Here is a 20,388-nt window from a genome sequence, read left to right on the forward strand (position 1 = left end):
GCTAACCCCCCATCGCCTCTAGGCCGCACAGCCTGCCGCCGATGACCTGCGCGTAGACGGTCTCGGTGCGTTCGGCGACCCGCGGCCAGCCGTAGCGCTCGCGGGCGCGCCTGGCCCCCGCCGCGCCGACGCGGGCCCGTTCGTGCTCGTCGCCGAGCAGGTCGAGCAGCGCTCTGGCCAGCGCCCGCGGCCGGCGCGGCGGGACCAGCACGCCGCAGCCGGCCACGGTGTCGAGATGTCCGCCGACGGCCGAGGCCACGACGGGGACGCCGCAGGCCATGGCCTCGACCGTGACCATGCCGAACGGTTCGTACCAGGGGACGGTGACCAGTACGTCGGCCGCGCGCATGAGCGCCGGGACGTGGGCGCGCGGCACGCTGCCGATCACGTGCACGCGCTCCTCCAGGCCGTAGGCCGCGGCCAGCGCGCGCAGCCGGACGGCCTCCTCGTCGTCGGGGCCGCCGCCGGCGATCACCAGCTCGGCCCCGGGCACCTGGCGCAGCGCCGCGATGACGGTGTCCACGCCCTTGCGCGGCACCATCCTGCCGATGCTGAGGATCATCGGGCCCGCGGTGCGCGGCGCCTTGGGGCCGTCGGGCCGGAAGTGGTCCAGGTCCACGCCGCAGGGCACCACCGTGATGCGCTGCTCGGGGACGCCCATCGCGCACAGCTCGCCCACCTCGTCGCCGCAGGTGGCGAGGACGGCGTCGGCGTGCTTGCCGATCTCCCGCTCGGTGTCGATCCGGTGGGCGGGGCTGGTGTCGGCCTCGCCCTGCCAGCGCCGCTTGACCGTGCCGAGGGCGTGGAACGTCTGCACCACGGGGAAGCCGTCGGCGGCCTGGAGGGCGGCCTGCCCGCTCATCCAGAAGTGCGCGTGCGCGACGTCGGGCGGGTCGATCGCCCAGCGGTCGGCGAGGAAGTCGGTGAACTCGGGCATGTACGGCGGCAGCTCGTCCTTCGGGACGTGCGCCGCCGGCCCGGCGGGGACGTACTCGACGACGACGCCGGGCCCGAGGCGCACCGAGCGGGGCTGGGTCCGCGACGAGCGCCGCGTGTGGACGACGACCTGGTGGCCGCGATCGGCCAGCGCGAGGGCGAGGGCGGCCACGTACACGTTCTGGCCGCCCGAGTCCACGCCGCCGACGGCGGCCAGCGGGTCCGCGTGCTCGGAGATGAGATCGACCTTCACTGCGTCAGCTCCCTCACTGCCTTGACCACCTGCTCACTCGTGACCTGGGACAGGCATGGGTGTCCGGGGACCGGGCAGGTGCGCGCCCTGCTGTCCCTGCAGGGCGCCTGCTGATCGCCGAGCAGCACGGTCGCGACCCCGTACGGGGCCCACCGGGCGGCCGGGACGACGGGGGCGAACAGGCTCACGACCGGCGTGCCGACCGCCGCCGCGAGATGCGCGGGGCCGGTGTTGCCGGCCACGAGCACGCTCGCCCGTTCGATCACGGCGGCCAGTTCGGCCAGAGTGGTCGCGCCGCCGAGGTCGGCGGCGTCGTCGCCGGCGACGTAGGCGGTGAGGTCTCGTTCCGTGCCGGTGACGGCGACCCGATGCCCGTCCTCCGTCAGCTCCCGCACGGCCTGCCGGTGCCGTTCGGCGGGCCAGTTGCGCGCGGGCGCCGATGTCCCTGGATGCACCACGACATAAGAGCCTTTGTCGGCCTCGGCGCCGACACCGAAGAAGTGCCCGGTAATCGCGGTGATATCCGGCAGGGGGTGTTGAACAGCGAGTTTGCCGTCGTCGCCCGCCGGCGGCGGGAACCCCGCCGCCCGGGCCACGGCCAGCATGCGCTCGGCCTCGGGCACGTCCACGCTCTCGTCCCACCGGTGGCGGACGTCGAGCAGCGAGCCCGGGTAGTCGTTGCTGATCGCGGCGATCCGCGCCACCCCGGCCAGCCGCAGCAGCAGCGCGAGCGGCAGCGCCGACTGGTGGAAGGAGGTGAGGATCACCGCCTCGTCGATGCCGCGCAGGCGGGCGACCAGGTCGTCCACCTGCTCCCGGCCGACCGGCGGGGGAGTGTGGTCGATCCACGGCGCCCGCCAGGTGAGCACGCGGTCCACGCCGGGCAGCAGCTCGGCGGCGGCCCGGCCGTTGGGGCCGGCGAGGAAGACCACCTCGGCGGCGTGCGCGGCCACCGCCCGCACGGCCGGACCGGCCAGCAGCACGTCACCGGCGTCGTCCAGCCGGGCGACGAGCACGCGCCCCCTGCCGCCGGGCCCGCCGGCGGCTCGCAGCGTCCTGTCGCTCATCGGCGCACCTTCCATTCCCCCCGCATCCGGTGCACGCACGCGACCGGCGGGATCACCACGCTGGTGACGGCCATCCGCCACAGCTCATCGGGGGTACGGGGACCGGGCGCGATCCTGCGCCAGGCGAACTCGGCGGTCAGCCCGGCCCAGGCGGCCCCGGCCGCCACGGCCAGGGCCGGGACCAGCCGCGCGGGGGTGCCGGGGACGACCGGCCCCCGGACCCGCGTGGCCAGCGCGCCCAGCGCCAGCGCGGACAGCCCGGCCGCGCTGGTCGCGGCATGCGTTCGCAGCCGGCCGCGCCCGCCGCCGATCAGCGCGCGCCAGCCGGGCCCGTGCAGGCGCCGCATGAGCGCGTCGTCGGCGTTGCCGCGCTGGAAGCGCACGCTGGCCCAGAAGCCGTCCTGGCGGACCGGGTGCCGCGTGACGCGCGCGCCGCGCACCAGCCGGTGCCCGGCCCGCGTCACGCGCAGCGCCAGGTCGGCGTCCTCGCGGTAGGCGCGGGGGAAGCGCTCGTCGAAGCCGCCGGCCTCCTCCAGCGCGGCGCGCCGGTAGGCCATGTCGGCGGTCACCCACCACGCGCCGGTGAGCCCGGCGGTGTGCCGCTCGCCGTCGGTGGGCGGCCGGTGCTCCGGCAGCGGAACGACGATGCGGCCCTGACTGCCCGCGACGTCGCCGGGCAGGCCGGCCAGGTCGGCGCGGAGCGCGTCCGCCCAGCCCGGCTCGGGGATCACGTCGTCGTCGAGGAAGACGATCCAGGGGGTGTCCGCCGCACGCCATCCGGCGTTGCGGGCGGCCGCGGGGCCTCTTCCGCCACTGCGCACCAGGCGCACGTGGGCAGGCGGATGTTTCAGAACGGTGGGCATGCCGAACTCCCTTGAGTGGCTGCCACCGCCGTGACCGACTGTACACGAAGCGACGCGACGAGTGACAGTCGGACGGTCGTCCACCACGACGACCGGCACGCCGGGGCCGATCGCGGCGATCGTCTCGCGCAGCGACGGCCGCCCGACGGTGGGAATCACGACGGTGATCAGGGTGGTGATCACGAGCGGAACACCTCCCGCCGCCGCACCACGTACGGGCCGAGGACCAGCACCTCCACCGGCGCGGACCCGAAGCACTCCAGGGCGTCGCGCGGGTCGTCCACCATGGGCCGGCCGGCCGTGTTCAGGCTGGTGTTGACGAGCACCGGCAGCCCGGTGCGCCGCTCGAACTCGGTGAGCAGCCGCGCCACCAGCGGCTCGGCGTCCGGCGAGACCGTCTGGACGCGGGCGGTGCCGTCCACGTGCACGACCGCCGGAACGCGGGCCGCCCACTCGGGGCGCACGTCGTGCACGAACAGCATGTACGGCGAAGGCACCGGCCCCCGCCCGAAGACCTCACGCGCCCGCGACTCCAGCACCATCGGCGCCACCGGCCTGAACTGCTCGCGCCCCTTGACGTCGTTGAGCCGCTCGGTGTTGGCCGCGTGCCCCGGATGCGCGAGCAGCGACCGGTGGCCGAGCGCCCGCGGGCCGTACTCGGACCGGCCCTGGAACCAGGCCACGATCCGGTTCGCGGCCAGCTCGGCCGCGACCTCGGCGGCGAGGTCGGCGGGCCGCGTGCACGGCACCCGCGCCACGTCCAGCCAGGCGCCCAGCTCCTCGTCGGTGAAGCCGCGCCCCAGCGCCGCGGTGCCCATGGGCGCGGCCGGCTCGCCGTACGCCTGCGCGAGGTGCAGCGCGCCGCCCAGCGCGGTGCCGGAGTCGCCGGCCGCGGGCTGCACCCACACCTCCGCGAACGGCCCCTCCCGCAGCAGCCGCGTGTTGGCCACGCAGTTGAGCGCGACGCCCCCGGCCAGGGCGAGGCGCCGCTCGCCGGTGCGCTCGTGGAGCCAGCGCGCCAGCTCCATGAGCACCTCCTCCAGCCGCGCCTGCACGCTGGCGGCCAGGTCGGCGTGGTCGGAGGTCCACGGGGCGCCCTTGGGCAGCGCCTTGGCGTAGCCGTTCCAGTCGACCGGCTCGACGCGGAACCCGCCGTCGCCGGTCGCGCGGATCACCTCGCGCAGCGCGTCCAGGTGCCGGGGCCGGCCGTAGGAGGCCATCGCCATGACCTTGTACTCGTCGCTGGAGCGCAGGAAGCCCAGGTGCTCGGTGACGTCCTCGTACAGGAGGCCGAGCGAGTGCGGCAGCTCCTGCGCGGCCAGCACCTCCAGCTCGCCGTCCCGGTAGCGGCCCGCCAGGTGCGAGACGTTCTCGCCGCGGCCGTCGCACACCAGCACCGCGCAGTCGCGCCAGGGCGAGGCGAGGCCCGCCGAGGCCGCGTGCGCCACGTGGTGCGGCACGTACGTCACCCGCGCCGGATCCAGCCCCGGCAGCGCCGTGGCGAGGAACAGCGGGGCGCGCACCGCGTACGTCGTGCGCAGGTCCTCCCAGTCGCCCTCCGGCCGCCGCACCACGAGCGACGGGTCGTAGGAGTAGGCGACCGCGTCCACGTCCTCGGGGGAGAGGCCCGCCTCGCGCAGGCACCACGCGGCGGCCTGCTCGGGAAGCTCCCACGCGGAGAACGCGAGCGGCCGCTTGCCGTGTTTGCGGCGGCTGAAGCGCTCCTCCTCCGCCGCGGCGACGATCCGCCCCCCGGCGACGAGCGCCGCCGCCGGGTCATGGAAGACCGCGTTGATCCCGAGAAACCTCATCGTGCCTCCCCCGATGGGATGGAGAACCGCTACCGAGAGAAGCGGTAGTCAAACATCGCGCAACCGTCCGAAGTGCGAAAACGCTCGCGGAACACCCCATTTCGCCGGGCGATGGTCACGCTGCGTGGTTGTTTGCCGGAATTGCCCCCGGGTAGCTGGGCGGCACGCCACCAAGGCGAGAGTGGGGCGAGAGGTGGTTGAGAGGTGTTCGAACGACGACGTCCCGGCGCCGTGCTCTTCGACCGGGACGGGACCTTGATCAGGGACGTGCCCTACAACGGCGACCCGGGCAGGGTCGAGCCCATGCCGGGAGCCGTCGAGGCCCTCTGCCGGCTGCGCCGCGCCGACGTGCCGGTGGCCGTGGTCACCAACCAGTCCGGCGTGGCCAAGGGCCTGCTCACACCCGACGAGATGGACCAGGTGAACGCGCGGGTGGAGGAGCTGCTCGGGCCGTTCGACGCGTGGGCGATCTGCGTCCACGACGACGGCGACGGCTGCACCTGCCGCAAACCCGCGCCCGGCCTCGTGATCAGGGCGGCCGCCGTGCTCGACGTCAGCCCGCGCGAGTGCGTGGTCGTGGGGGACATCGGACGGGACATGGAGGCGGCGCGCGCCGCCGGCGCCCGCGGCATCCTCGTCCCCACCGCCATCACCCTGCCCGAGGAGATCGACCAGGCGCCCGAGGTCGCCGACGACCTGGCCGACGTGGTGGACCGCGTGCTCAGCGACGCGGAGGGGCCCGTGGCGGCCGTCGCCGCGCCGTGGGCCCGCGCCATGGGCTGGAGCCGCTGGTGAGGATCCTGCTCTGGCACGTGCACGGATCCTGGACCGACGCCTTCGTCCGCGGCGCGCACGAGTACCTGCTGCCGCTCGTCCCCGGCAGGGGACCCGACGGGCGGGGGCGGGCCGACACCTACGACTGGCCGGCCGCCGCCCGCGAGGTGCCCTGGGACCGGCTGCGCCACGAGCACGTGGACGTCGTCGTCTGCCAGCGCCCGCACGAGCCCCGCCTGGCCAGGGAGTGGCTCGGCCGCGACGTGCCCGCCGTGTACGTCGAGCACAACACCCCGGCCGGCGACGTGCCCCGCACCCGCCACCCGCTGGCCGGCCAGGACGCTGTCACGCTCGTCCACGTCACCCACTTCAACGAGCTCTACTGGGACAACGGCCGCGCGCCCACCCGCGTCATCGAGCACGGCGTCCCCGACCCCGGTCCCCTCTACACCGGCGAGCTGCCGAGGGCCGGCGTCGTGGTCAACGAGCCGGTACGCCGCACCCGCGTCGCCGGCACCGACCTGCTGCCGCGCTTCCACGAGCGCGTCCCGCTGGACGTGTTCGGCATGAAGGTCGAGGGGCTGCCGTACGGCACCTACGAGGACCTGCCGCGGCACGTCATGCACGCCGAGCTCGCCCGCCGCCGGGTCTACCTGCACCCGTACCGGTGGACCTCGCTCGGCCTCGCCCTCATCGAGGCCATGCACCTCGGCATGCCGATCGTGGCGCTGGCCGCCACCGAGGCGATCGAGGCCGTGCCGCCGGAGGCCGGGGTGCTCTCCACCAGGGTGCACGTGCTCGCCGACGCCCTGCACGCCTTCGCCCGCGATCCGGAGAGCGCCGCCCAGGCCGGGAAGGCCGCCCGTGCCGCCGCTCTGGCGCGCTACGGGCTCGGCCGCTTCCTCGCCGACTGGGATCGGCTGCTCAGCGAGGTATGACCGGCATCCGTCCGGGTAGGCGCCATGAGCATGATGATGCTCGACTGGACACGCAGGGCCGCCTGCCTCGACCAGGACCCGGAACTGTTCTTCCCGATCTCGATGGAAGGGCCGAGCCAGTCACAGGTCGAGGAGGCGAAGGCCGTCTGCCGCGGCTGCCCGGTGCGGGAGCCGTGCCTCGCGTACGCGCTCAGCACCCGTCAGGCGTACGGCGTGTGGGGCGGGACCGACCCGGAACAGCGACGTGAGCTCAGCCCGACGGCAGCGCGGCGGCCAGAAACCGTTCCCGCTCAGCCGCTTCGAGGTGATCGCTGAACAGCACGCCGTCGAGATGGTCGGCCTCGTGCTGCAGCACCCGGGCCAGCACGCCGAGCGCCCGGACCGTCACCGGCTTGCCGAACATGTCGCGGCCACGCGCGGTGACCATGTAGGAACGTTCCAGTGGCCACCACACGCCGGGGGCCGACAGGCACGCCTCGTCGGCGACGACCCGGCGCTCCGACAGCTCCAGCCGCGGGTTGACCAGATGGCCGGCACGCCCGTCGTAGTCGTAGACCAGCACCCGTAGCGGCTCGCCGACCTGCGGGGCGGCCAGTCCCGCGCGGCCCGCGCCGGCCCGCATCGTCGCGGTCAGCGCCTTCACCAGCCGGCGCAGCTCGCGGTCGAAGTCGCGCACCGGCTCGGCCGGCACGCGCAGCGCCGGATCGTCGAACGTGCGAATGGGCAGGACCGTCACCCGTGGCTCCCCGATAGGCGGCGTTGTCACGCTGAGAGCTTCCCATGATCGTCAGGCGCCAATCGCCCGGGTCCTGCCTTGTAGCACAGCGGTAACAGAAGAGACCCCGCGGCGAAACCCCCCGAAAGCAGTATCGAAGGGTGATCTCACTTGCGTCACACGCGCCTGTGATGCCTGGCCGGGAGCTCGGGGCCCGGCCAGGCCTCCACGAGTACCTGGAGGTGACGGCATGACCGCACTCCCCGTCGGCGACGGCGCTTCCCCGGAGACGGCGCCGGACGCCCTGGCCGGATTCACCGTCGGCGTGACCGCGACCAGGCGGCGCGAGGAGTTCGGCGCGCTGCTGGAGCGGCGCGGCGCGCGCGTGGTCAGCGCCCCCGCCATCCGGCTGGTGCCGCTGGCCGAGGACGCCGACCTGCTCGCCGCCACCCGGCAGGCGCTCGAAGCGCCGCTCGACGACGTCGTCGTCACCACCGGCGTGGGCTTTCGCGGCTGGATGGCCGCCGCCGAGGGCTGGGGCCTGTCGGCCGACCTCGGCGCGCACCTCACCCGGTCCCGCCTGCTCACCCGCGGCCCCAAGGCCAGGGGAGCGGTACGCGCCGCCGGGCTCAACGACCACTGGACGCCCGCCACCGAGTCCTGCCAGGAGGTCAAGGAGCACCTCCTCGCCCAGGACCTGCGCGGCCGGCGCATCGCGGTCCAGCAGCACGGCGAGCCGCTCAGCGAGTTCGTGGCCGAGCTGCGCGCCGCCGGCGCCGAGGTCATCGAGATCCCGGTCTACCGGTGGCTGCCGTACCGGGACATCTCGCCGCTGCGCCGCCTCATCACCCAGACCGTCTCCGGCGCGGTGGACGCCGTCGCCTTCACCAGCGCCCCCGCCGTCCACGCCATGCTCAACGCGGCCCGCGCCGAGGGCCTGGAGGACGCGCTGCTCGCCGCCTTCGGCGGGCCGGTCGTGGCCGCCTGTGTCGGCCCCGTCACCGCCGACCCGCTCACCTCGCGCGGCGTGGCCACCCTGCAGCCGGACCGCTCGCGGCTCGGCGCGCTGGCCCGCGCCCTCGCCCGCCACCTGCCCGAGCACGGCGTCACCCGGCTGGCCGCCGGGGGGCACCAGCTCGAGATCCGCGGCCACGCCGTCGTCGTGGACGGCGAGCTGCGCCCGCTGCCGCCCGCCCCGATGGCGGTGCTGAAGCGCCTGGCCGACAAGCCGGGGCACGTCGTCTCCCGCGCCGAGCTGCGTACGGTGCTGCCCGGCAGCCTCGCCCGCGACTCCGCCGAGCACGCCGTCGAGATGGCCGTCACCCGGCTGCGCCGGGCGCTCGGTCCCGGCGGCATCGTCGAGACCGTGGTCAAGCGCGGCTACCGGCTGGCCTGCCCGTACGAGGTGGGGATGTGACGCCCGCACTCGTCCTGGCCGCGCACGGCACCCGCAGCGCCGCGGGGGAGGCGACGCTGGAGGCGCTGGCGGAGGCGGTCAGGAGGGCGCGTCCCGGGCGGCGGGTCGAGCTCACCTACCTGGAGATCAGCTCGCCCCTGCTGGCCGATGTGCTCCCGGCCGTGCGCGGGCCGGTGGTGGTGGTCCCGCTGCTGCTGGCCACGGGCTACCACGTCCACATCGACCTGCCCGAGATCGTCGCCGCGCACCGGCCCGACGCGGTGGTCGCCGACCGGCTCGGGCCGCACCGGCTGCTGACCGGCGTGCTCGCCCGGCGGCTCGGCCGGGCCGGGCTGCGCGCCACGGACGCGGTCGTGCTCGGCGCGGCCGGCTCCTCCGACCCCGCCGGGCTCGCCGACGTACGGGCCGCCGCCCGCATGCTCGCCGTGCGGCTGGCCCGGCCGGTCACCGCGGCCTTCGCGTCGGCGGGCTCGCCGTCCCTGGGAGAGGCCATGGAACGGCTCGCCGCGACGCCGGCCGCGCGTGTGGCGGTCGCCTCGTACGTGCTGGCCCCCGGCTTCTTCCACGACCGGCTGGCCGCGGCCGCCCCCGGCCCGGTGAGCGACCCCCTCGGGGCCGACCCGGACGTGGCGGCGCTCGTCTGGCACCGCCACGACGAGGCCGTACGCGCCGCTCAGACGGCGGCCGGCGCGGCGGGCGCCGGCTCCAGCCGCAGCTCGCGCACCACCTCCCGGGCGCTGGCCTCACGCGACGGGCAGGTGTCCTCGCCCACGAACATCTCGACGTAGGCCCGGTGGAAGCAGCCCGCGATCAGCAGGCGGGCGCTGGCCTCCGGGTCGGCGTCGGCCCGCACCCTGCCGATGCGCTGCTCGGCCGCGAGGTAGGCGGCCAGCGGCGCGGCCTCGGTCCACGGGCCGAGGCCCGTGTCACGGACGGCCTGCCGGAAGCGCACGGTGACGTTCGGCGAGGTGAACGCGGGTAGTGCCGCGCTTTGTACGTCTATGTAATATTGAATGCCTGCTCGTGCTATTGGTTGAAGATTGTCGGCTACGGTCCCTTTTCCGATCCGATGTGCAAGATCGTGGAGCATGCTCAGCCAGGACGGGAGCCGGTCCTGGAGCAGGGCGAGGAAATGGTCCACGGAGCCGCCGCCGCGGTCCTCCCGGAGCGAGACGGCCATCTCCAGGACGCGCCGTCTGGCGTCCTGGCTCCGCTGGTACGGGTCTACATGGGATGTCGCCATGGCGTGCCTAACGTGCGCGGTCAGGGGAGTAGGCATCGCGGCGCGAAGCCGGTCGATCGCGAATTGTTGGTATGCGTGGGATGTTTGGCTCGGATCCCAACTTAGTGCAAAGTTCTCCGGCCCCTGATTATTACCTGAAACCTCGAAAAAGTGTCAGATTTAACCCCTAAGGGTTAGCTGTCAGTGTCCTACCCGGACAGCCCACGTGTCCGTCGAGGACGTCGGAGCCCCTGACAACCCCAGGAGCCCGCCCGCCCCAGCCCGGCATCGCGCGGCCAGGCGGACGGCGGGTCGGGGGAACGGCCGACGAAACGCCGCAGCACGAGCGCGACCCACGCGCGGCGTGCCCAGCCAGACGCGGCTCAAGCGCCCCAAGCGGCGACGGCTCGGCTCCCTCAGCGGCTCAGCGCCCAGCGGCGCCAGCTCGTGTGCCTCAGCGGCCACGGGCGCGGCGAGGCTTCGACCGCCCTAGCGATCCCAGACGCGTCGATGGCTCAAGCGCCTCAGCGGTCCCAGGGACCGCCGGCCACCCCGGCGGCCCAAACGCGGCGATGGCCGGCCACCCCGGCGGGCCCAGACGCCGGAGCTTGCCCAGGCGCAACGACGGTTCAGGGGCGCCCCGCGTCGTGGCAGGCTCAGGCGCTACGCCGCCTGGCCTGCGACGGCTCAGGTGTCGGTGTCGCGGTCGCGGCGGCGCAGGTAGCGCTCGAACTCGGCGGCGATCGCGTCGCCGCTGGCCTCCGGCAGCTCGGCGGCGTCCTTGCGCTCCTCGAGCTCCTTGACGTAGTCGGCCACCTCGGAGTCCTGCGAGGCCAGCTCGTCGACCCCGCGCTCCCAGGCCCGCGCCTCCTCGTCGAGGTCGCCGAGCGGCATCGGGATCTCCAGGACGTCCTCCAGCCGGCGCAGCAGCGCCAGCGTGGCCTTGGGGTTAGGCGGCTGGGCGACGTAGTGGGGGACCGACGCCCACAGCGAGATGGCGTCGAGCCCGGCCTGGCCGAAGGCGTGCTGCAGCACCCCGACGATGCCCGTCGGCCCTTCGTAGCGGCTCAGCTCCAGGTTGGTCGAGCGGGCCAGCCCTTCGTCGGTGGCGCCGCCCAGGATCGGGACCGGCCGGGTGTGCGGTGAGTCGTTGAGCAGCGCGCCCAGCATGACGGCCAGCTCCACGCCGAGCTCGCGGCAGACCTCGATGATGTCGGCGCAGAACGAGCGCCACCGCATGTTGGGCTCGATGCCGCGCAGCAGCACCACGTCGCGCTCGACGCCCGGCGGGCGGGCGCGCAGCAGCCGCGTGGTCGGCCAGACGATGGACTGGGTGAGCCCTTCGCTCATCTCGACCACCGGCCGCGTCACCTGGAAGTCGTAGTAGTCGTCGGGGTCGAGGGCGATGAGTGGCTCGGCCTTCCACGCCGACTCGAGATGCGCGATGACGCCGCTGGAGGCCTCACCCGCGTCGTTCCACCCCTCGAACGCGGCAATGAGCACCGGGTCGACGAGCTCGGGGAGCCCTTCGAGCTCTATCACGGGTCGCCTCCTCTCTCCATTGTCCCGCTTAGCCTATGCGCTGAGGAGGCTCCGGCGTCACTGATCTCCTCGCGAACCCCTTGCCCCGCACGGCCTCCCGTCACTCGCGTCCGTACGCAACCCGCGGCCGGTACAGGGCCGATCTCCCCGCCCGTACCGCACAGGTGTTCGCGCTCAGCGCACAACCGGCGCGGTCAGCGCCCGCCCTCCGTCGTACGCGCGATCAGCACGTCGCACGCCGCCCGGTGCAGCACCCCCGAGGGCACGGAGCCGAGCAGTCGCCCGGCGAGGCTGTTGAGCCCGCGGTTGCCCACCACCATGAGGTCGGCGCGGTGCCGCGCGGCCAGGGCGATCAGCACGTCCACGGCGTCGCCCTCCTCGGCGGCCAGCACCACGTCGGAGGCCCCGGCCGCCACCGCGTGCTCGCGCGCCGCGCGCAGCGCGTCGTCCGCGGGGGTGGAGCCGCTCACCTTGTACGCCAGCTCGCCCAGCCGGTCGGCGGCGGCCGCCCGCTCGCTCTCCCGCATCGGCAGGTACGCGCAGGCGAGGACGAGGGTCGCGCCGGACGCCGCGGCCAGGGACGCCGCCGCGGTCACGGCGCGGAAGGAGGAGGTGGAGCCGTCGGTGCCGACGAGCACGGTGCGGTAGGCCATGGGAGCCCCTATTGGACGCGATGTTCAATTGACATCCGGCAGACTAGCGCCGGGCCGCCCGGGCCGTCGCGGAACCCATAGAACGATCTTCTGCCCCCGCTCCGACCAGCGGCCGGAGCGCACCCGATAAGCTCTACCCCATGAGCATCTCCCCGTCCTTCCGCGAAGTGCTGGACCAGCGCGTGATCGTCGCCGACGGCGCCATGGGCACGATGCTCCAGGCCCAGGACCCGACGCTCGACGACTTCCACGGTCACGAGGGCTGCAACGAGGTGCTCAACGTCTCGCGCCCCGACATCGTGCGCGGCGTCCACGACGCCTACTTCGCCGTCGGCGTCGACTGCGTCGAGACCAACACCTTCGGCGCCAACCTCGCCGCACTCGGCGAATACGACATCGCCGACCGCGTCTTCGAATACTCCGAGGCCGGCGCCCGCATCGCCCGCGAGGCGGCCGACCACTGGTCCACGCCCGAGCAGCCGCGCTTCGTCCTCGGCTCGATGGGCCCCGGCACCAAGCTGCCCACGCTCGGCCACCTGCCCTACGCGAGCCTCCGCGACGCCTACCGCGACAACGCCGCCGGCCTCATCGCGGGCGGCGCCGACGCGCTCATCATCGAGACCTGCCAGGACCTCCTGCAGGTCAAGGCCGCCGTCATCGGCGCCAAGCGGGCCGCCGAGGACTCCGGCCGCGACATCCCGATCATCGCCCAGGTCACCATCGAGACCAACGGCGCGATGCTGCTCGGCAGCGAGATCGGCGCGGCGCTGACCGCCATCGAGCCGCTCGGCGTCGACATCGTCGGGCTCAACTGCGCCACCGGCCCCGCCGAGATGAGCGAGCACCTGCGCTACCTCGCCCGGCACTCCCGGCTCCGGCTGAGCTGCATGCCCAACGCGGGCCTGCCGGTGCTCACCTCCGACGGCGCCTACTACCCGCTCAGCCCCGGCGAGCTGGCCGACGCCCACGGCGCCTTCACCCGCGACTACGGGCTGTCCCTGGTCGGCGGCTGCTGCGGCACCACCCCCGAGCACCTGCGCCAGGTCGTCGAGCGGGTGCGCGGCAAGCAGCCCGCCGCCCGCCGCCCCCGCCCCGAGGCCGGCGTCTCCTCGCTCTACCAGACCGTCCCGTTCCGCCAGGACACCTCCTTCCTGGCCATCGGCGAGCGTTGCAACACCAACGGCTCCAAGGCCTTCCGCGAGGCGATGCTGGGCGGGCGCTGGGACGACTGCGTCGAGATGGCCCGCGAGCAGGCCCGTGGCGGCGCCCACATGCTCGACCTCTGCGTCGACTACGTCGGCCGCGACGGCGTGGCCGACATGAAGGAGCTGGCCTTCCGCTTCGCCACCGCCTCCACCCTGCCGATCATGCTCGACTCCACCGAGCCCGAGGTGCTGCGCGCGGGCCTGGAGATGCTGGGCGGCCGGGCGGCGGTCAACTCCGTCAACTACGAGGACGGCGCCGGCCCCGACTCCCGCTTCCAGAAGATCATGCGCCTGGTGCGCGAGCACGGCGCCGCCGTGGTCGCCCTCACCATCGACGAGGAGGGCCAGGCCCGCACCGCCGACTGGAAGGTGCGCGTCGCCAGCCGCCTGATCGAGGACCTGACCACCAACTGGGGCATGCAGGTCGAGGACATCATCGTCGACACCCTCACCTTCCCCATCGCCACCGGCCAGGAGGAGACCCGCCGCGACGGCCTGGAGACCATCGAGGCCATCCGCGAGCTCAAGCGCCGCTACCCGGGCGTGCAGACCACGCTCGGCGTCTCCAACATCAGCTTCGGCCTCAACCCGGCCGCCCGCATGGTGCTCAACTCGGTCTTCCTCAACGAGTGCGTCAACGCCGGCCTCGACTCCGCGATCGTGCACGCCTCCAAGATCCTGCCGATGGCGCGCATCCCCGACGAGCAGCGCCAGGTCGCGCTCGACATGGTCTACGACCGCCGCCGCGAGGGCTACGACCCGCTGCAGCGCTTCATGGACCTGTTCGAGGGCGTCGACGCCGCCGCGCTGCGCGCGGGCAAAGCCGAGGAGCTGGCCTCGCTGCCGCTGTGGGAGCGGCTCAAGCGGCGCGTCGTCGACGGCGAGCGCAAGGGCCTGGAGGCCGACCTCGAGACCGCGCTCGAGCAGCGCCCCGCCCTGGAGATCATCAACGAGGTGCTGCTCGACGGCATGAAGACCGTCGGCGTGCTGTTCGGCTCCGGGCAGATGCAGCTGCCGTTCGTGCTGCAGTCGGCCGAGGTCATGAAGGCCGCGGTCGCCTACCTGGAGCCCCACATGGAGCGCGTGGAGGGCGAGACCAAGGGCCGCATCGTGCTGGCCACCGTCAAGGGCGACGTCCACGACATCGGCAAGAACCTCGTCGACATCATCCTGTCCAATAACGGCTACCAGGTCGTCAACCTCGGCATCAAGCAGCCGGTCTCGGCCATCCTGGAGGCCGCCGACGAGCAGAAGGCCGACGTCATCGGCATGTCGGGCCTGCTGGTCAAGTCGACGGTGGTGATGAAGGAGAACCTGGAGGAGATGAACTCCAGGGGCCTGTCCGACCGCTACCCGGTGCTGCTCGGCGGCGCCGCGCTCACCCGCGCCTACGTCGAGCAGGACCTCGCGGAGCTGTTCGAGGGCGAGGTGCGCTACGCCCGCGACGCGTTCGAGGGGCTGCGGCTCATGGACGCGTTCATGGCCGTCAAGCGCGGCGAGAAGGGCGCGACGCTGCCGCCGCTGCGCGAGCGGCGGGTCAAGACCGGCGCGGTGCTCCAGCGCACCCCGGTCGAGGAGCTGCCCGCCCGCTCCGACGTCGCCGTCGACAACCCGGTGCCCGCGGCCCCGTTCCACGGCGACCGGGTGGTCAAGGGCGTCTCGCTGGCCGACTACGCGGCCTTCCTCGACGAGCGCGCGCTGTTCCTCGGCCAGTGGGGGCTCAAGCCCACCAGGGGCGGCGAGGGCCCCGGCTACGAAGAGCTGGTCGAGACCGAGGGGCGGCCCCGGCTGCGCATGTGGCTCGACCGCATCCAGACCGAGGGCCTGCTGGAGGCGGCCGTCGTCTACGGGCACTTCCCGTGCGTCAGCGACGGCGACTCGCTGATCATCCTCGACGACGCGGGCGGCGAGCGCACCCGCTTCACCTTCCCGCGCCAGCGCCGCGACCGTCACCTGTGCCTGTCCGACTTCTTCCGGCCGAAGGACTCCGGCGAGGTCGACGTGGTCGGCTTCCAGATCGTCACCATGGGCGCGAAGATCGCGGAGGCCACGGCCGAGCTGTTCGCCAAGGACGCCTACCGCGACTACCTCGAACTGCACGGCCTGTCGGTGCAGCTCACCGAGGCGCTGGCCGAATACTGGCACGCCCGGGTGCGCGCCGAGTGGGGCATCGGCGGCGACGAGTCGCTCGACGACATGCTCAAGGTCAACATCCAGGGCTGCCGCTACTCCTTCGGCTACCCCGCGTGCCCCAACCTCGAGGACCAGGTGCAGCTCTTCCAGCTCCTCCAGCCCGAGCGCATCGGCGTGACCCTGTCGGAGGAGTTCCAGCTCCACCCCGAGCAGGCCACGTCCGCGCTGGTGGCGCACCACCCCGAGGCCAAATACTTCAACGTCTGACAGCGGGCGCACGGGCACGACGAGGGCACGAGACATATGAGCATGGAAGCCGTCTTCTTCGACATGGACGGGCTGCTGGTCGACAGCGAGCGGGTCTGGCTGGAGATCGAGACCGGGGTGATGGCCCGGCTGGGCGCCGCCTGGACGCCCGAGCACCAGGCCCACCTGGTCGGCGGGTCCATGGAGCGCACGATCGACTACATGCTGGCCGTCTCGGGCGCCGAGGTGCCGCCCGGCACCGTGCGGTCGTGGATGGTCGACGGCATGGTGGCCCGGCTGTCGGCCGGGGTCGAGCTCATGCCGGGGGCCGTCGAGCTGCTCGACGCCGTACGCGCGGAGGGGGTGCCCGCCGGGCTGGTCACCTCCTCGCTGGGCGAGATCGCCGGCGCCGTGCTGAAGGTCGTCGGGCGTGAGCGTTTCGACGTCATCGTCACGGCCGACGACGTGACGCACACCAAGCCCGACCCGGAGCCCTACCTCACGGCGGCCCGGCTGCTGGGGGTGGAGCCGGTGCGCTGCGTCGTGCTGGAGGACTCCCCGAGCGGGGTGGCCGCGGCGACGGCGGCCGGCTGCGCGGTGGTGGCCGTCCCGAGCATCCTGCCGATCGAGCCGGCCCCGGGCCGCCTGGTCGTCCCCTCGCTCACCGCCGTCACCGTCGCCGACCTCCGGGCCCTCCTACCGGCCTGATACGGAACGCCCGCTCCCGGGCGCCCACTCCGGAACGCCCGCTCCCGGGCGCCCACTCCGGGACGCCCGCTCCCGGGCGCCCACTCCGGGACGCCCGCTCCCGGGCGCCCACTCCGGGACGCCCGCTCCCGGGCGTCCCTTTCGGCCCTGTGCGTGCCCAAAACGGCCGCTAAGCCCGTTCGGCGGGGTTGGCGGAGTTCGTCCCTGAAAGGACAGCAGGGGGCGAGCGGCGTTCCCCTAGGGGAAGGCTGGTTCTCGCGGAGGAGAGCGAACGGCCGTTCGCATGCCAGGATGGAGGCAGAAGCCGAGACGAAGGGGTGGCCGGATGGACTTCGACCAGATCGCATGGTTTCCGCTGTGCGCCGGGGCGACGGTGGCGGGCCTGGTCCTGAGCTTCCTGGCGTTCCGCCGCAGAGGAGCGGCGTCGGGCCTGCGGGTGGCGGCGTGGGCGCTGCTGCCGGTGGCGGCCTATCTGACGAACGCGCTGCCGGCGCTGTGGACCATCGGCACCACGGCCGTGGGGTTCGTCACCGGCCTGGTGCTCAACCCGGCGGTGTGGGCGGGCGTCGCCGTGGCCGGGCTGTCGGCGGTGCTGTTCGTGGTGTCGGGGTTCATGCGCGGCCGCAGGCTCTCCGTCGGGCGGAAGGACAAGGGCGAGAAGAAGGGCACGGGCGAGACGCCCGCGCAGCGGCCGGCCCAGCCTGGCGCGGCCCAGCCCGCCGCCTCGGCCGCCGCGCCCAAGCCGGCCGTCGCCGCAAAACAGCGCAAAGCGCCCGCCGACGACGACTTCTCCGACATCGAGGAGCTCCTCAAGCGGCGCGGCATCAGCTGACCTCGGTTGTGTCACGAATCCGAGACGCAACCGGAACCGGGCCACGACATTCAGATCAAGATCAATACGAATGAGTTTCGCATCAATCACAGATTAGCCACATAGCGGCCTGAGGGACTGGTCATACCAGCTCAGGCCATAGATTCTGCCTCCTGAGGTCGCGACTTTGCGGTCTAAGTCCAGTTTCAATAGACAGCGTCGTCTGGATCCAGGGGGCAATTTCGCATGACCGCGCCGCTTGACGTTCCCGGTTCCGCCGCAGAAGCGCAACCGGAGTCGGTGCTCGCGGGAGCGGGCAAGGACATCCAGGGCCGGTCCCTCACGAGGATCGCCTGGATGCGGCTGAGGCGGGACAAGGTCGCCCTGGGCGGTGGCGTCGTCGTCGTGCTGCTGATCCTCGTGGCGATCTTCTCCGGGCCCATCATCTCGGTCTTCGGGCACGACCCCCTGGAGTTCCACCAGGAGGCCATCGACCAGAGCACGCTGCTGCCCCAGGGCTCCTTCGGCAACATGGGCAGCGAATACCTGCTCGGCGTCGAGCCGGTCAACGGCCGCGACATCTTCAGCCGCATCGTGGCCGGCGCCTGGATCTCGCTGCTCATCGGCTTCCTCGCCACCCTGGTGTCGGTCGTCATCGGCACCGTCCTCGGCGTGGTCGCCGGCTACTTCGGCGGCTGGGTCGACCAGGTCATCGGCCGCATCATGGACGTCTTCCTCGCCTTCCCGCTGCTGGTCTTCGCGATCGCGCTGGCGGGCGTCGTCCCCGACAAGGGGTTCGGGCTGGAGGGCAACGGCCTGCGCATCGCCATGCTGATCTTCATCATCGGCTTCTTCAGCTGGCCCAGCATCGGCCGCATCGTCCGGGGCCAGACCCTGTCGCTGCGCGAGCGGGAGTTCGTCGACGCCGCCCGCAGCCTCGGGGCGCGCCACGGCTACATCCTCTTCCGCGAGGTGCTGCCCAACCTGCTCGCGCCGATCCTGGTCTACGCGACCCTGCTCATCCCGACCAACATCCTGTTCGAGGCCTCGCTCTCCTTCCTGGGCGTGGGCATCAACCCGCCCACCCCGACCTGGGGCGGCATGCTGTCCGAGGCGGTGCGCTTCTACACGCTGCCGCACTTCGTGCTCTTCCCGGGCCTGGCGATCTTCATCACGGTCCTGGCGTTCAACCTGTTCGGCGACGGGTTGAGGGACGCCTTCGACCCCCGCGCGCACTGACCTTCGCCTACGCTCCATCCCCCATCTCACTACCAAGGGGTTAGTCAATGAGAAGGAAATCCGCACTGGCGGCGGCCGCGACAGCGGCGCTGGCCATGGTGCTCTCCGCCTGTGGCGGAGGTGGCGGCACGCCGCAGCAGCCCGCGCAGTCGGCGTCCGGCGGAGGCGCGCAACCCGCGTTCAACGCCGCGCTCACCGGTGTGTACAACCCTTCGACGAAGAAGGGCGGCACGATCAAGGCCGCGCACTCCTCCGACTGGGACAGCCTCGACCCGGCCGACACCTACTACGGGTACTCGTTCAACTTCGGCCGCCTCTACTGGCGTACGCTGACGACGTACAAGACCGGCCCCGGCCCCGACGGCAACCAGGTCGTCCCCGACCTCGCCGAGGGCCTGGGCACGCCGAGCGACGAGGGCAAGACCTGGACGTACAAGCTGCGCCCGGGCCTCAAGTTCGAGGACGGCACGCCGATCACGGCCAAGGACGTGGCCTACGCGGTGGCCCGTTCGTACGACAAGGAGACCTTCCCGCACGGCCCCTCGTACCTCAACGAGCTGCTGGCCTGGCCGAAGGACTTCAAGGGCGTCTACAAGACCCCCGACGTCGACTACAAGTCGGCCGTCGAGGCGACCGACGACACCACGGTGGTCTTCCACCTGGTCAAGCCGTTCGCGTCCATGGACTACATCGTCCAGATGCCGATGACGGCGCCGGTGCCGAAGGACAAGGACACGGGCGCGAAGTACCGCGAGCACGTGATCTCCTCGGGCCCGTACAAGTTCGAGACCAACGAGACCGGCAAGCGCTTCACGCTGGTCCGCAACGACCAGTGGGACCCCGCCACCGACCCCAACCGGCCCGCGCTGCCGGACAAGTGGGAGGTCCAGCTCAACGTCAACGCCGATGACCTGGACAACCAGCTCATGTCGGGCAGCATCCAGCTCGACATCCCGGGCACCGGCATGCAGCCCGCGGCGCTCGGCAAGGTCCTGCCGGACCCGACGCTGAAGGCCCGTACGGACAACCCGACGATCGCCCGTCTGTGGTACGTCTCGGTCATCCCGGACACCAAGCCGCTCGACAACATCGAGTGCCGCAAGGCCGTCATGTTCGCCGCGGACCGCGTCGCCAACCAGACCGCCTACGGCGGCCCGGTGGCCGGCGGCGAGATCGCCACGAACGTCATGCCGCCCGGCATCGTCGGCCAGGAGAAGTTCGACCTGTACCAGACGCCGGAGAACAAGGGCGACGTCGAGAAGGCCAAGCAGGCCCTGGCCGCCTGCGGCCAGCCGAACGGCTTCGAGACCACGATGACGTTCCGCGCCGACCGTCCGCGTGAGAAGGCCCTCGCCGAGGCCATGCAGCAGGCGCTGTCCAAGGCCGGCATCAAGCTGACGCTGAAGGGCTTCCCGGCCTCCAGCTACTTCTCCGACTACGCCGGCAACGTCGACTACGTCAAGAAGAACGGCATCGGCCTGGCCACGCACGGCTGGGGCTCCGACTGGCCCGACGGTTACGGCTTCATGCAGGCCATCGTCGACAGCCGGACCATCCGCCCGGCGGGCAACTACAACCTGAGCGTCAAGAACGCCGAGGTCGACAAGCTCGTCGACCAGGCCGCCGCCGAGCTGGACGCCACCGCCCGCGCCAAGCTGTGGGTGGACGTCGACAAGAAGGTCATGGAGGACGCCTCCATCCTTCCCGTCGTCTGGGCCAAGTCGCTGCTCATGCGCGGCCAGGGCGTGACCAACCTCGCCTACAACGAGGGCCAGCAGATGTACGACTACGTGCTGCTCGGCGCGGAGTGACCAGGCGAGGCTCGGGGATCTAGCGAAGGCAGGTGAAGGCATGA

At 72.8% G+C, this 20,388-nt stretch carries 18 protein-coding genes; 10 read left to right on the forward strand and 8 right to left on the reverse strand.

The window, feature by feature from the left end:
• Position 1: 1 nt before the first annotated feature.
• The 4 genes from ACBR40_RS00875 to ACBR40_RS00890 are packed head-to-tail and all read right to left on the reverse strand — an operon-like array spanning position 2 to position 4,930.
• Positions 2-1,189, reverse strand: coding sequence for a glycosyltransferase (locus tag ACBR40_RS00875; protein WP_344215555.1), 1,188 nt, complete (start codon positions 1,187-1,189; stop codon positions 2-4).
• Positions 1,186-2,256, reverse strand: coding sequence for a glycosyltransferase family 9 protein (locus ACBR40_RS00880; protein WP_344215552.1), 1,071 nt, complete (start codon positions 2,254-2,256; stop codon positions 1,186-1,188). Before ACBR40_RS00880 ends, ACBR40_RS00875 begins: the two co-directional genes overlap by 4 nt.
• Positions 2,253-3,302, reverse strand: coding sequence for a glycosyltransferase family 2 protein (locus tag ACBR40_RS00885; protein ID WP_371247011.1), 1,050 nt, complete (start codon positions 3,300-3,302; stop codon positions 2,253-2,255). Before ACBR40_RS00885 ends, ACBR40_RS00880 begins: the two co-directional genes overlap by 4 nt.
• A complete protein-coding gene (locus ACBR40_RS00890; RefSeq protein WP_371247012.1) occupies positions 3,299-4,930 on the reverse strand; it encodes a carbamoyltransferase in 1,632 nt (543 codons plus the stop codon). Before ACBR40_RS00890 ends, ACBR40_RS00885 begins: the two co-directional genes overlap by 4 nt.
• Positions 4,931-5,134: 204 nt before the next feature.
• Here ACBR40_RS00890 and ACBR40_RS00895 point away from each other — a divergent pair, with 204 nt between their 5' ends.
• From ACBR40_RS00895 to ACBR40_RS00905, 3 genes are read left to right on the forward strand one after another with little or no spacing between them, the layout of a single operon-like run.
• Complete coding sequence (locus ACBR40_RS00895) at positions 5,135-5,725, forward strand: HAD-IIIA family hydrolase (protein WP_344215546.1); 591 nt, start codon at positions 5,135-5,137, stop codon at positions 5,723-5,725.
• Positions 5,722-6,642: a glycosyltransferase gene (locus tag ACBR40_RS00900; protein WP_344215544.1), complete on the forward strand. Its 921-nt coding sequence runs from the start codon at positions 5,722-5,724 to the stop codon at positions 6,640-6,642. The genes ACBR40_RS00895 and ACBR40_RS00900 overlap by 4 nt, the downstream gene beginning before the upstream one ends.
• A 36-nt stretch (positions 6,643-6,678) precedes the next feature.
• Positions 6,679-6,957: a WhiB family transcriptional regulator gene (locus tag ACBR40_RS00905; RefSeq protein WP_371247568.1), complete on the forward strand. Its 279-nt coding sequence runs from the start codon at positions 6,679-6,681 to the stop codon at positions 6,955-6,957.
• On the opposite strand, the gene def is transcribed toward ACBR40_RS00905, so the two are convergent.
• Positions 6,893-7,378, reverse strand: a complete 486-nt coding sequence (gene def, locus ACBR40_RS00910) for a peptide deformylase (RefSeq protein WP_344215542.1) — start codon at positions 7,376-7,378, stop codon at positions 6,893-6,895. The two genes, ACBR40_RS00905 and def, sit on opposite strands and share 65 nt — an antisense overlap.
• 229 nt (positions 7,379-7,607) lie before the next feature.
• On the opposite strand from def, the gene ACBR40_RS00915 reads away from it, so the two are divergent.
• Together ACBR40_RS00915 and ACBR40_RS00920 are read left to right on the forward strand one after the other, a co-directional pair.
• Entirely contained in the window at positions 7,608-8,774 is a 1,167-nt protein-coding gene (locus tag ACBR40_RS00915) for a uroporphyrinogen-III synthase (RefSeq protein ID WP_344215540.1), read from the forward strand.
• Positions 8,771-9,562, forward strand: a complete 792-nt coding sequence (locus tag ACBR40_RS00920) for a CbiX/SirB N-terminal domain-containing protein (protein WP_344215538.1) — start codon at positions 8,771-8,773, stop codon at positions 9,560-9,562. Before ACBR40_RS00915 ends, ACBR40_RS00920 begins: the two co-directional genes overlap by 4 nt.
• On the opposite strand, the gene ACBR40_RS00925 is transcribed toward ACBR40_RS00920, so the two are convergent.
• The 3 genes from ACBR40_RS00925 to ACBR40_RS00935 all read right to left on the reverse strand — a co-directional run bounded on the left by ACBR40_RS00925 (position 9,448) and on the right by ACBR40_RS00935 (position 12,191).
• On the reverse strand, positions 9,448-10,017 hold the full coding sequence (locus tag ACBR40_RS00925) for a hypothetical protein (protein WP_371247013.1): 570 nt from the start codon (positions 10,015-10,017) through the stop codon (positions 9,448-9,450). The genes ACBR40_RS00920 and ACBR40_RS00925 overlap by 115 nt on opposite strands.
• 666 nt (positions 10,018-10,683) lie before the next feature.
• Positions 10,684-11,538, reverse strand: coding sequence for a PAC2 family protein (locus ACBR40_RS00930; protein WP_091087559.1), 855 nt, complete (start codon positions 11,536-11,538; stop codon positions 10,684-10,686).
• A 194-nt stretch (positions 11,539-11,732) separates the two neighbouring features.
• Positions 11,733-12,191 (reverse strand): universal stress protein, encoded by a 459-nt coding sequence (locus ACBR40_RS00935; protein WP_344215534.1) that lies wholly within the window; start codon positions 12,189-12,191, stop codon positions 11,733-11,735.
• A 140-nt stretch (positions 12,192-12,331) separates the two neighbouring features.
• On the opposite strand from ACBR40_RS00935, the gene metH reads away from it, so the two are divergent.
• The 5 genes from metH (at position 12,332) to ACBR40_RS00960 (ending at position 20,344) form a co-directional block, all read left to right on the forward strand.
• Positions 12,332-15,796: a methionine synthase gene (gene metH, locus ACBR40_RS00940; RefSeq protein ID WP_371247014.1), complete on the forward strand. Its 3,465-nt coding sequence runs from the start codon at positions 12,332-12,334 to the stop codon at positions 15,794-15,796.
• 42 nt (positions 15,797-15,838) lie between these two features.
• On the forward strand, positions 15,839-16,483 hold the full coding sequence (locus ACBR40_RS00945) for an HAD family hydrolase (RefSeq protein WP_371247015.1): 645 nt from the start codon (positions 15,839-15,841) through the stop codon (positions 16,481-16,483).
• A 325-nt stretch (positions 16,484-16,808) separates the two neighbouring features.
• On the forward strand, positions 16,809-17,315 hold the full coding sequence (locus tag ACBR40_RS00950; RefSeq protein WP_344215527.1) for a cellulose synthase: 507 nt from the start codon (positions 16,809-16,811) through the stop codon (positions 17,313-17,315).
• A 225-nt stretch (positions 17,316-17,540) separates the two neighbouring features.
• Positions 17,541-18,533: an ABC transporter permease gene (locus ACBR40_RS00955; RefSeq protein ID WP_091087569.1), complete on the forward strand. Its 993-nt coding sequence runs from the start codon at positions 17,541-17,543 to the stop codon at positions 18,531-18,533.
• Positions 18,534-18,580: 47 nt separating this feature from the next.
• Positions 18,581-20,344, forward strand: a complete 1,764-nt coding sequence (locus ACBR40_RS00960) for an ABC transporter substrate-binding protein (RefSeq protein WP_371247016.1) — start codon at positions 18,581-18,583, stop codon at positions 20,342-20,344.
• Positions 20,345-20,388: the final 44 nt, after the last annotated feature.

This window comes from Nonomuraea sp. AD125B, from assembly GCF_041402765.1.
GTDB classification, from domain to species: domain Bacteria; phylum Actinomycetota; class Actinomycetes; order Streptosporangiales; family Streptosporangiaceae; genus Nonomuraea; species Nonomuraea bangladeshensis.

Coding starts and splice junctions, on each gene's coding strand:
- ACBR40_RS00880 (WP_344215552.1), bottom strand. CDS start 2,256: ATGAGCGACAGGACGCTGCGAGCCGCCGGCGGGCCCGGCGGCAGGGGG.
- ACBR40_RS00890 (WP_371247012.1), bottom strand. CDS start 4,930: ATGAGGTTTCTCGGGATCAACGCGGTCTTCCATGACCCGGCGGCGGCG.
- ACBR40_RS00905 (WP_371247568.1), top strand. CDS start 6,679: ATGCTCGACTGGACACGCAGGGCCGCCTGCCTCGACCAGGACCCGGAA.
- ACBR40_RS00915 (WP_344215540.1), top strand. CDS start 7,608: ATGACCGCACTCCCCGTCGGCGACGGCGCTTCCCCGGAGACGGCGCCG.
- ACBR40_RS00925 (WP_371247013.1), bottom strand. CDS start 10,017: ATGGCGACATCCCATGTAGACCCGTACCAGCGGAGCCAGGACGCCAGA.
- ACBR40_RS00935 (WP_344215534.1), bottom strand. CDS start 12,191: ATGGCCTACCGCACCGTGCTCGTCGGCACCGACGGCTCCACCTCCTCC.
- metH (WP_371247014.1), top strand. CDS start 12,332: ATGAGCATCTCCCCGTCCTTCCGCGAAGTGCTGGACCAGCGCGTGATC.
- ACBR40_RS00945 (WP_371247015.1), top strand. CDS start 15,839: ATGGAAGCCGTCTTCTTCGACATGGACGGGCTGCTGGTCGACAGCGAG.
- ACBR40_RS00950 (WP_344215527.1), top strand. CDS start 16,809: ATGGACTTCGACCAGATCGCATGGTTTCCGCTGTGCGCCGGGGCGACG.
- ACBR40_RS00955 (WP_091087569.1), top strand. CDS start 17,541: ATGACCGCGCCGCTTGACGTTCCCGGTTCCGCCGCAGAAGCGCAACCG.
- ACBR40_RS00960 (WP_371247016.1), top strand. CDS start 18,581: ATGAGAAGGAAATCCGCACTGGCGGCGGCCGCGACAGCGGCGCTGGCC.